The sequence below is a fragment of the Thermalbibacter longus genome (genome assembly GCF_023806485.1).
In the GTDB taxonomy this organism is placed as follows: domain Bacteria; phylum Chloroflexota; class Chloroflexia; order Thermomicrobiales; family Thermomicrobiaceae; genus Thermalbibacter; species Thermalbibacter longus.
The window spans coordinates 67,921-78,341 of record NZ_JAMSLR010000014.1 but is presented as its reverse complement, the minus strand read 5'-3'; the positions used below and the strand labels follow the sequence as shown (position 1 = coordinate 78,341).

Sequence of the window (10,421 nt, the reverse complement as noted above, 5' to 3'; positions counted from 1 at the left end):
GAGACCTGGCCGGTCGAGGTGCAGCGCGGGCCGTCAGACCGCTGGCGGCCGGCACGCCTGCGCCTCGACGACGCGGGCCAGGTGACCGTGTGGACAGCACGCCCGTTCCGCCGTTGTGCCCCCGGCACGGTGCGCGCCGTCTACGCGGAGTCGATCCTGGCCCGCCTGATCCTCGCCCGCCACGGCTGGCCACTGGCCGGCGCAGCCGAGCGGTACAGCGCCTAGCATACTCCACTTCTCCCTCCCCTGACGCCGCCCTGGGCTCCGGCCCAGGGCGGCAAAATCTCTACCAGTTGTCGATGGGAGACCCGCGCCCCACCCGCGCTCGCGTGCCGTCAAAATGGCCGGGATTTTTGTGCCCCGCTCCTCCCGTCCCCCCAGGACGCCAGCCGCCGGGCGAAAAAAACGCCCAAAATCGAAGCGAAAAATCTCGAGGTGGGGGTGCGGGTCTCGGCGCCTCGTGGTCGAAGATTTCAGCCCCCTTCGGGCCCGGCCGTGCGGGGGCGGGCCGTCACCGGCGCCCGATCCCGAGCAGGTCGAGGATCAGGCAGGCCGCCCGCCGCTGCACGCTGGGGTCGGGATGGTCGAGCAGGGCGACCAGCGCCCGCGCCGCCCGTTCGGCCTCCGCCACCAGCGCCACGAGCGCGGCGTCGTCCCGGGAGCCCTGCCGTGGCCTCACGGTTCCGCCTCCCCACCGGTCGCCAGCGCGTCCTCGAACTCCGCGGCGAGCTGGTAGGCCCAGGCGTCCGGCCGGCGCACCGGCTCGAGCCCCCACAGCCCCACGGCCTTCAGCACCGCCAGCGCCAGCTTCGGCCCCTGCTCCGGGTCGTCCAGCGCCCGCTCCAGCACGGCCAGCGCCTTCGGCACCAGCCCCCGCAGCCGCTCCTCCTGCGCGCTCCAGGCCTCGTAGCGCTGCCGGTGCGCCAGGTAGGCCTGCTCGCGCCGGCGCCTGGCCGCCTCGAGTCGCTCCAGCCGCTCACGGCGCGTCGTCGCCATCCTGCACCTCCTCTGATCCGTCTCTCGGCTCGACCCGCAGCCCGGCGAAGAGCGCGTCGAGCGCGCGGGCCACGTCCGCCTTGAGCTCCCTCGCCAGCTCGGCGAGCACCCGGTCGTCACCCCAGTAGCGCCCGAACTCCCGGCCCCAGTCGAGCCACAGGAGCCCCAGCGGCGCCGTCGCTCGCCGCGCCTGGCTGCGGTACCCCAGCCGGTTGCAGCGCCGGCAGGCCAGCCCCAGCCGCCCCTGGTAGAGCACCTCGGTGCGCCGAGCGCAGGCTGGGCAGCGGAAGTACCAGCGGTAGCCGAAGGTGCAGCGGACGCCCTCGAGCGCGAGCTCGACCCCCTCGCGGTCGAGGAGCCGGAACGGCGGGGTCGCCGGGAGCGGCTGGCCGGTCTTCCGTCGCCACCAGTCGGCGAGCCAGCTCGCCCACACCTGCGGCGTCTCTTCGCACAGCCCCCACCAGGGCTGGTGGTCGTTCGCCCCCTGCCCCGGCCACGGCCCCCGGCTCCCGATCCCCAGCGCCGCCTTGAGCGCCGCGCTCGCCTCCGCGATCTCCCGCGCCCAGTCCCTCGTCATGCGACACCCCGTGAAACGTCGAAGCCGTGTAGCGAAACGGTCTCGTGTTTGCGCGCGTTTTGAGGCTGGATGGCCCCGTCCGCGTCAAGGTCGAGCCTGCCCTGCCGCCACGCCGGCGCCCCAGGCTGCCGGAGCTGGGGGTCGGGCGGCGTGACCTGCGGGCGGGCGAGGAGATACAGCCAGCCGGCCGGGTCATCCGCCAGGTCTTCCCAGAGCCGGAGCCCGAGCAGCGCCAGGAGCGAGCGCTTCTCCCCGTGGAGGCCTTCGAGCTCGGCGGTGAGCTGGCCGAGCCGCTCGACCTGCCGCGCCGAGAGCCGCCGGCTGCCGCCGTAGGCCCAGAGCCGGTGCCGCTCCTCGGCCCGCTGGTCGATCAACGCCTGGAGCCGGTGGAGCTCGGCGAGCGTGGCCCCGCTCATCGCCGCTCCCCCGCCAGGCGCACCCGGTCGCCGAGCAGCGGCCGGAGCGCCTCGACCACCTCGTCGAGGCTGGTGGCGACCAGCGCGATCCCGCCGGCGGCCCGGATCGCCTCGAGCTCCGCGGCCTACCGGGGTGTCGGGCGCCGGCCCGGGCGCTTGACCTCGATGGCGACGAAGCGCCCCTGGACACAGGCCAGCACGTCCGGTACCCCCGGCCGCTGGCCGAGCCCGCCGAGCACCTTCAGCTCCCAGGCCCCGACCAGGCGCAGGTAGTCGCGGACAGCAGCGGTGATCTCGGCTTCAGTGGCCAGGCGGCCGCGTTGGTCGGCAGTCGCCCGCAACGGCATTAGTACCCACTCCGTGCCGCGTAATGCCCCAGCGGGGTGCCGCGCTGCTCGATCTGCTCCCGGCACGCGGCGCACAGCGGCCAACCCAGGAGGATCGCCCCGTCGTCCTCGTCCACGTTCACGACCGTGACCTCCTCGCCCGGCGCGATCGGCCGACCGCAGCGGACGCAGGCCTCCGCACGGTCGGCGACGCCGTCCCCGACGAACTCGATCACCAGGCCGTCGTAGTCCCAGGCGGCCTCCACCGGTCCCGGCGCGAGCGCCTCACGCATCCACCTCGTCAACGGGTTTCCCATCGTCCACCTCCGTTCCATGGTGCGGTTCATCGAGGCCTCCAGAGCTCCTTCGGCGTGGTCCGCTCGGCGCCGGGATCGCGCCAGCGCCGGCGGCCGCGCCAGTCGTAGCAGGCGATCGGGTGCCGGAACCCCATACGCCACAGCCCGCGCCGGACGCGATCGACCTCGGCGCGGTCGCCGATGTCCGCCACGTACACGCGCAACTCGAACGCCTTCTCCTGCGCCAGCGGTCGCAGCCGGGCAGCGGGGCCGAGCTCGCCGGCGCGTACCAGCGCCGAGACGCGGTGCCAGACCTCGCCGGCGTAGCGCCGCCTGAGAATCGAGCGCCAGAAGCCGGCGCGCTCCTGGTCGAGCCGCTCGACGCCGGGTGCGTAGGCCCACGCGGCCGTCGCCCGGATCGTCGTGGTCGTCGGGCCAGCCATCACCGACCTCCCCTCGCCTCACGGTCGCTGCCGCCGCCGGAGGACGATCCCCCGGCGCGTCACCGCCGCCGTCACTCCGGAACACCACTCGCCCACCAGCGGCACGTGCCGCGGGTCGTCGAGATCGCCGTACCGGCAGGGCCCGTACGGATGCGCGAGGACCGGTCGGTCGCCCTCGGCGTACACGATCCCACCACAGGGGAGCCGGACCGGGACGATCCCCCGCGCGTACAGCTGCGAGACCTCCCAAGTGTCGAACCAGCGGCACCGCTCGCAGTAGACGTAGTCCGCCATGGAGGCTGCCAGGTCGCCGCAGATCGGGCAGCGCGCGCCGGCGTCGTCCTGCACCCACCACCGGTCGCAGCGCTCGCACCCCAGCACGAGCCGCCGATCGACGACCAGCGGCTCCCCCAGCTCCTGCCGGCAGGAGGGGCAGCGCGCGTCCCGCGGCCGTGCCCCCGTCCGCCAGTGGGGTCCCCAGGCGATCCCCCGATCGCCTGGGGTGCCCGAGCCCCTCATCGTCCGTCTCCGCTCCAGTTCTGGCAGACGGTCGCCTCCACCTCGACCGGCACCCGGCGGAGGTACCGCTGCATCCCCTCCACCATCAGCGCCTGGGCGGCCTCCGCGACCGCCGCCGCCTCCTCGGCCGCGCACTCGAACACCACCTCGTCGTGGCACACGAGCACCGGGACCGCCGTCCCGAGCCGCTCCCGGTGCCGCCAGAGCAGCCCCAGCGCCGCTTTGAGCCCGTCGGCCGCCGTCCCCTGGACGGGGGTGTTCATCCGCTCGGTCGGCCGCCGGACGGCCCAGCGCACCCGGCCGGACGCCGTGCGCACGGCGCTCACCCCGGCGTTGTGCCGCTCCGCCTGCCAGCGCCGGAGCCCCGGATACGCCCGGAAGAAGGCCTCGACCAGCTCGCCCGCCTCCCGCAGGGTCAGCCGCAGCCCGTAGTCGGCGGCCGCGGTGCGCTGGAACCCCTCGACGCTCATCCCGAAGAGCAGGCCGAAGTTGAGCGCCTTGGCCCGCTGCCGGTCGGCCGGCGTCGGGTCGGCGACCCCCAGCACCAGCTGCGCCGTCCGACGGTGGACGTCCTCGCCCCGCGCGAAGGCCTCGAGCAACCGCTCCTCGCCGGACAGCTCCGCCGCCACCCGGAGCTCGATCTGGGCGTAGTCGAGCTTGACCAGGACCCGCCCGTCCTGCGCCGCCACCGCCCGCCGGTAGCCGCCGTCCCGTGGCAGCTGCTGGACGTTGGGGGCGGTGCAGGCCATCCGCCCGGTCGCCGTCCCGAGCTGGCGCCAGTCGGGGTGGACGCGGCCGGTCGTGGGGTGGACCGTTGCCCAATCCCTGGTGTAGCGCTGGGCCAGCGTGGCGACGCGGCGGTAGCGCCGCAGCGCCGCGGCCGCCGGGTGGTCGAGGAGCGCCAACGTCCCGTCGGCGGTGTCGGGCAGGTCCTGCCCCACCAGCGCCGAGAGGGCCTGGCGCATGGCCTGGGGGGAGTCGGGGTCGGCCATCGGCCCGAAGAGCCCGTCCTGGGGGAGCAGGCTGGTGAGCGCGGCCGTGGCCGCGGCGAGCTCGGCTTCGGCGGTCTCCACCGCCGCCTCCCAGGCCGCCGGGTCCCACGGCACCCCGCTCAGCCGCAGCCAGACCACGAACGGCAGCGCCCGGAACTCGAGCGCGGCCGCCCGCTCGAGCCCCTGCTGCTTGAGCGCCGCCGTCAGCCGGTCGTAGAGCGGCACCAACACTGCCGCGTCCCGGGCGGCATAGTCGAGCAGGGCCGGTGACAAGGCCCCGCCCCAGTCGGCCTGCTGGTGCGCCTTGTCGAGGGCCACGCCGAGGTGCCGCTCGGCCAGCGCGGCGAGCGACGGCATCGCCGGCGTTGCCTCTAGGAGCTGGCCCGCCAGCCCGGTGTCGACCAGCCACCGCTGCGGCGGGAGCACGAGGCCGGCTGTAGAAAGGAAGGCGAGGTCGAAGGCGAGGTTGTGCCCCACGAGCACCGGGGTCTCCGGCGCGGCGAAGAGCGGCTGGAGCACGCGGGGGTCGACCGCGGAGCAGTCGACACAGTAGACCGGCCCGCCGGGGGCGGCGAGCTGGACCAGCCGCAGCCGGCCGCGGTGCGGGTCGAGTCCCGTCGTCTCGCAGTCCAGGCCCACCACCGACGCCGCGAGGAGCTGGGGGAGGATCTCCGCCACCTCGCCCGCACTGGTGAGGAGGCGCGGCTCGACGGCCAGCGACTCACCACCTGTCTGGGGGTCTGTCGTCGTATTTCCCACAACTCCCGCAACCGGCGCAACCGGTGTCCGAGGATGCCCGGCGCGATGGCCGTTCGATCCCAGGACCGCGTCGTCGGCTCGCCCCACACCCAGGCCCACGGTACTCGGCCCCTGTCCCCGCCCCAGCGGGGACAGCGGGGACAAGCTTCGAGTAGGCCCGCCACCATTGGGAATGTTGTCCGAAATCTGTCCCCGGCTGGTGGGGACACCGCGGGGACACGCTGGGGACACGGCCGGGGTCTCCTGCGCCGCTCCGCGTGCTGTCCCCAGTGTGTCCCCGCACTGTCCCCGCAGATCGAGGGGGAGCGGGGACAGCACCCACCGCGAAGATTGCCCGTCAACACGCGGATCTCGGTCGCCTATCACGAGTTTGTCCCCGCTGTCCCCGCTCTGGCGGGGAGAGGGGGCCTGATAGGTTGGGAAGATCTGCTGCAGCCACCGGTCGATCTGCTCAAGCGGCATCGCCGCCTCCTTCACTCTCCGCCCAGATATCGCGAGCGAGGAGCGCCCAGGTGTGTGGGCGCTCGAGACCGATCCGTTTGCGATAGGTGTGCCGCCCGGGGTCTCGCTTGGCGAGCAGCCCGGCGGCGGCCAGATCGCGACCGAGCGCGTCCGCCGTGACCGCGAAGCGCCGGGGAAGCGTCCGGGTGTACTCGGCCAGCTCGCGGAGGAGCGGCGTGGGGAGGAGATAGACGATCCCCTCCGCCTCGTCGACGTACCCGACGCACGGCCCGCCGGGGGTGGGAGGCCCGTCGCCCGGGCTCGTCCACCCCCAGAGCGTGGGTGCCGTGGGCGGGGCCTCCTCTTCGTTGTCGCCGGGGAGTAAGCGGTTGATATGGACGCGCCGAGAGCGGAGCATCGCCTGCAGCAGGTCGAGGCAGCGCAGCGCCGGGCGCTCCGCCTCGCCGTACTGCCCGCTCCGCGCCGCCACGACCGCGATCGCCTCGGACACCTCCGCGAAGAGCGCCTCCGCCTCGGCGGCCGAGAGCGCGCCGACCTGCGCGGCCTGCTCGAGCACCCAGCCCCAGGCGAGGATGAGGCGCGCGGCATGCGCCGCATGCTGGGGGTGGGCCACGTGGATCCGGAGCTGGTCGCGCACCGCGATCCGCCGCGCCGGGAGCGCCGCCCGGAGGGCCTCGGCCTCCCGCGCGATGGCCTGGACCAGGAGGGCGCCGGCGAGCGGATACCACTCCGGCGCCAGGCGCTGCGCTTCGCTCAGTCGGTCGAGGTCGACCCACTCCCGCACGACGTCGACGACGAGCAGGCGTGCGACCGTGCTCGCCCCGCCCGGCAACAGCTCGCCCGAGCAGATCGGAAGGCAGCGCGGCCAGAGCGACGGCCGCAGCGAGGTGTCGGCGCGCATCCGCTCCCGCCCGGCCGCGTTCCCCACCTCGCGGATGAAGCGCTGCGCCCGGCGCTCGAGCTCGAGGGCTTCGCGCCCAGTCCCCCCGGGGCGGAAGTCGTCGATCCACAGCGGCAGATAGGCCGCCGCGTGGCCGAGCCGCTCGAGCGCGTTCTCGGAGGCTTCCCAGGTCGCCGGGGGGCCCTTATCGTCCCAGGGGCCGCCGAACAGGTGGCTGACCAGGGCGGAGAGCGTCGACTTGTAGAAGCCGGTGGGGGCGAGCAGCCAGAGCGTGAAGCCGCCGGGGACCGTCAGTCCGCCCCCGGCCGGCGGCGCCCCCAGCGCCAGCCCCAGCGGGGCGGCGAACGCGGCGCCGAAGAGCGGCGCGGTGATCCGGGGATCGGCCACGCGGACGCCGGCGAGGAGCACGGCCCACGCGCGGCGCGCCACCTCCGGGTCTTGGGGTGGGTCCGGCAGCCAGTAGCGGTGAAGCTGGGGAGGCAGCTCGACGTGAATCCCCTCGACCGGCCCGTCCGGGCCGAGCGCCCCGCGCCCGTGGAGGAAGACCCACGCACCCGCGCACTGGCGCCACCCCGCATGGGTGTAGACCGTGCGCTCCGGCGCGGCGCCGGAGTCGCGGAGCACCGCCTCGCGAAGCCGGTCCTTCGCCGCGGTGCCGGCCGCGATGACCGCCGCCGGCGCCCACTGGGCGGCCCACCCCATCGAGGCGAACGACTCGGCAGACACCTGAAGCGTCGGCAACGCGCGGTCGCCGAGCCACCCGGCAACGCGAAAGACCCGACGTGTTTCGACGTCATCGTCGAGCGTCACCACCTCGACGATGCGCGCGGTGAAGTTCGCCAGGGGGTAGGCCTCGCTGCCGTGAGAGGTCGTACGGACGTACACGATGCCCGCCGGGCCGTATTCGTAGGGCCCGACGCGGCGGGTACCGGCACGGGCGGCATCCTCGCCTGGTGGCCGGCGAAGTTCCGGTGTGGCCAAACTGAGCAGCTCCGCGACGGAGTGGCCGGCCGCCAGGTAGTCGTCGAGCCCGACCTTGACGCCGCCCGGGCCGGGCGGGAGATAGATGTAGGCCACGTCGGCCCCACGTTGGTGGAGAAAGGCCCCCAGCCGCTCGAGCGCTTGGTGCACCTCCGGCTTGAGCATGACGTCGGAGTCGTAGCAGATGTAGACCGGCCGGCCGTCGAGCGCGATCGCCTCCCAGTCCGGCAGCGCGGTCTTGCCGCCGTGCGGGTTGGTGCCGCGCCAGCTCCACACCCCCAGCAGGGCGACGCAGCACAGCCCCACCGAGACCGCGGCGTCGGCCTTGCGGACCCCTTCGGTGATCCAGAGCGGGACCGCCGGGTCGGCAAGCTGGGCGCGGATCAGGGGATGGACGTCCAACACCATACGGCTGCCGGCCAGCGTCTCGTATTTGATCGGCTTCCCGTCTTTGATTCGCGGCTGGTCCGGTCGGTGCTGGTAGGTCGCGATGCTGCCGGTGACGTCCCAGATCGGGATGAGCAATGTGGGCACCTGCTGCTGCCTGGAGCCGAACCCGAGCCGGGCGAGCTCGGCGCGGGTGGTGACGGAGCGATAGCCGCGAGCGGCGGCGACCTCGAGGGCGATGGCCGACGCCGCGAGCAGCTGCTCGTGGTGCGGCAAGAGCGTCGCCGTCGCGGTCATGACGCACCTCCGGCCGGCCAGCCATAGCCGCACCCCGGGCACCGGTCGCCCGGCGCGGCGGGATCGCCGGGGTCGGCCGGGCATGGCACCGGCACCACCGGCCCGCAGTGTGGACAGCGGCGCGTCCCGCCGACCGGGCGGCGCGTCGTCGACGGATCGTAGCTGGGGGTGGGGGGCGGATCGGCGGGCGCGGTATCATATATGGTGAGATCGATCGCGTCCGCGCCCGTCGCCGCCCCGCTACTGCCCCAGCGGGGCGTCGGCCTATGCATGGCCCTGGCCCTCCTGCTCGGTGAGCTCACCCGCCAGCGCCCGCTCCAGCGCCCGCCGCGGCACCACCAGCCGCCGCCCGATCCGATAGACCGGCACCGGCCCGATCCGTCCGGTACGTGCCTGGTCGTATGCCGTTTGCCGCCCGATGCCGAACACGCGAGCGACCTCTTCGACGGTCAGGGTTTCGCGAGTGTCTGTGTCACCGGACATCCCCTAATCACCTCCGGTCTAGGTCTGTCATGTGCTGTGTAGTGGTATACTGTCCTCGTATGTATGTCCTGAATTACGAGGACAAGACATGGACTGGTGGCGAGACGAAGACGAGGTGTGGAAGCGGGTAGAGCGGCGGCTCCGCGCGTTCGTCCCGCCTGGTGTCCGCGAGTCGTTCTGGACTCGTCAGCAATGGGGAAGCGAGTTTGCAGAGTGTGCGTGTGAGGCTGACGCTGAAGCGCTGATGAGCCAGCTAGCTAAACTGATCGAGCCGATCCTCGCTGACGTCAACCAGGGGCAGCGGGATCCAGCTTCACCGCGCGATAAGCTGGTGACTCGGCAAGAGCGTAGTTTGATTGCCCGTGAGCGGCTCCGCGATGAAGCACGTGCTGCATACTTAGCTCGCCAGCCTCAAATCCAAAGGTTCCGTGAATTAGTCCTCGGGGGGAAACTCTTGTCCTCGCACGCGGCTGAGTTCGCACTGGCTATTCAGGCAGAGCCGGACGGAGCCTGGCAACGGCTCTCGGCCGCGTTCTGCCACCGGAACGGAGTGACTGCTTTTAGTCGTGCTCAGGAGCGACGCCGTCCGTCGGGGACTCGCGTACTGGTTGTCGAGATTCAGGATGTGGAGTGGTCAGACCGAGGCCCCAATGCCGTCGTCGTCGAGACACTCGAGTTGCCACTCGCCGTACTGGAGCTCCCGCGCCTGTTCGATGGACGGCACCCAGAGACCCGCCCCGTTTGGGACTGGCTCCGCGTGCTCATTGATGACGTGTCCGACTTCATGTTTTGGGGCTTCAGCGAAGCAGTTCGCTGGCTACTGTCCAGCGAGCTGCCCGAGCCACCGCCTTACGTCCGATTTCGCATTACCCACGGGCCTGCCATCGAGCTGGTCGTCCGCCCAGGGCTGCCCCCGAAGGAGGTCGAACGCGCCTACCGCTCGGTTCTGGCGTCCCCGGCGGCACAGCTCTTTGCTGCCTCCTTGCAGCCACAACGTCCGCTCAGCTCCCGGGGGCTGGCGCTTGCCCGGTTCTATCTTGAGCTCTGGCAGACAGGGCGCTGGCAGTCCTACCGGAAGGCCTTTGCCGAGTGGAACCGGGCGAACCCGGAAGCGCGCTACCGCTCCTTCGGCAACTTCGAGCGCGATCTGAGGCGTGCTGTGCGTGCGGTGTTCGACACGCTGCCTGGCAACGATCCAGGCCAGCCGCACACTAACCTGCTATGGGCGCGTCGCAGGCCCCAGCCAGAGCGCCCAGACTGATCGCCAACCTATGGTCACAAAATGGTCACACACTGGCCGTCACAGGACGGCACCAGGCCGTACGGACACCCTCGCACACCCGTTCTGGTAGCGCATACGAACGCACTCACCGACACTGCGCAACACTAGGCAGAACGGCAGCCGTCTGAGTGCGCTTATGCGCAATGATCTACGCCATACCCGGCTAGCCGATCTCGCGCCTCGCGGAAGGAGCTGGGCGCCATCGCTCGGCCTCAGGATCAGGTTGCTCCTTCGAGACCGTGCTCAGCCTACGCACTCTCGGACGTCTCTGGCGATCTCGTTCTCGATCGCTGGGTCGAGCCGT

The 10,421-nt window shown here is 72.5% G+C and carries 13 protein-coding genes; 2 read left to right on the top strand and 11 right to left on the bottom strand.

Annotation, left to right across the window (positions count from 1 at the left end):
- The coding region (locus NET02_RS14780) for a hypothetical protein (RefSeq protein WP_284058201.1) at positions 1-225 on the top strand (225 nt) is incomplete at its 5' end.
- A 286-nt stretch (positions 226-511) separates the two neighbouring features.
- Here NET02_RS14780 and NET02_RS14775 read toward each other — a convergent pair.
- From NET02_RS14775 to NET02_RS14725, 11 genes are all read right to left on the bottom strand, one after another.
- Positions 512-679 (bottom strand): hypothetical protein, encoded by a 168-nt coding sequence (locus NET02_RS14775; RefSeq protein WP_284058200.1) that lies wholly within the window; start codon positions 677-679, stop codon positions 512-514.
- Positions 676-996 (bottom strand): hypothetical protein, encoded by a 321-nt coding sequence (locus NET02_RS14770; RefSeq protein ID WP_284058199.1) that lies wholly within the window; start codon positions 994-996, stop codon positions 676-678. Before NET02_RS14770 ends, NET02_RS14775 begins: the two co-directional genes overlap by 4 nt.
- Positions 977-1,573: a hypothetical protein gene (locus NET02_RS14765; RefSeq protein WP_284058198.1), complete on the bottom strand. Its 597-nt coding sequence runs from the start codon at positions 1,571-1,573 to the stop codon at positions 977-979. Before NET02_RS14765 ends, NET02_RS14770 begins: the two co-directional genes overlap by 20 nt.
- Complete coding sequence (locus NET02_RS14760) at positions 1,570-1,989, bottom strand: hypothetical protein (RefSeq protein ID WP_284058197.1); 420 nt, start codon at positions 1,987-1,989, stop codon at positions 1,570-1,572. Before NET02_RS14760 ends, NET02_RS14765 begins: the two co-directional genes overlap by 4 nt.
- A gap of 125 nt (positions 1,990-2,114) precedes the next feature.
- Positions 2,115-2,336, bottom strand: a complete 222-nt coding sequence (locus NET02_RS14755; RefSeq protein WP_284058196.1) for a VRR-NUC domain-containing protein — start codon at positions 2,334-2,336, stop codon at positions 2,115-2,117.
- Entirely contained in the window at positions 2,336-2,632 is a 297-nt protein-coding gene (locus tag NET02_RS14750; protein ID WP_284058195.1) for a hypothetical protein, read from the bottom strand. The genes NET02_RS14755 and NET02_RS14750 overlap by 1 nt, the downstream gene beginning before the upstream one ends.
- A gap of 26 nt (positions 2,633-2,658) precedes the next feature.
- Positions 2,659-3,054: a putative phosphothreonine lyase domain-containing protein gene (locus NET02_RS14745; protein WP_284058194.1), complete on the bottom strand. Its 396-nt coding sequence runs from the start codon at positions 3,052-3,054 to the stop codon at positions 2,659-2,661.
- A gap of 18 nt (positions 3,055-3,072) precedes the next feature.
- The gene (locus NET02_RS14740; protein ID WP_284058193.1) at positions 3,073-3,573 is read right to left on the bottom strand and encodes a hypothetical protein; all 501 of its coding nucleotides are present in this window, start codon (positions 3,571-3,573) and stop codon (positions 3,073-3,075) included.
- Positions 3,570-5,324: a DNA polymerase gene (locus NET02_RS14735; RefSeq protein WP_284058192.1), complete on the bottom strand. Its 1,755-nt coding sequence runs from the start codon at positions 5,322-5,324 to the stop codon at positions 3,570-3,572. The genes NET02_RS14740 and NET02_RS14735 overlap by 4 nt, the downstream gene beginning before the upstream one ends.
- 451 nt (positions 5,325-5,775) lie before the next feature.
- Positions 5,776-8,352, bottom strand: a complete 2,577-nt coding sequence (locus NET02_RS14730) for a DUF3854 domain-containing protein (RefSeq protein ID WP_284058191.1) — start codon at positions 8,350-8,352, stop codon at positions 5,776-5,778.
- A gap of 264 nt (positions 8,353-8,616) precedes the next feature.
- A complete protein-coding gene (locus NET02_RS14725) occupies positions 8,617-8,835 on the bottom strand; it encodes a helix-turn-helix domain-containing protein (protein ID WP_284058190.1) in 219 nt (72 codons plus the stop codon).
- Between the two features lie 88 nt (positions 8,836-8,923).
- Between NET02_RS14725 and NET02_RS14720 the strand changes: the two genes are divergently transcribed.
- Entirely contained in the window at positions 8,924-10,096 is a 1,173-nt protein-coding gene (locus tag NET02_RS14720; protein WP_284058189.1) for a hypothetical protein, read from the top strand.
- The last annotated feature ends 325 nt before the right edge of the window (positions 10,097-10,421 follow it).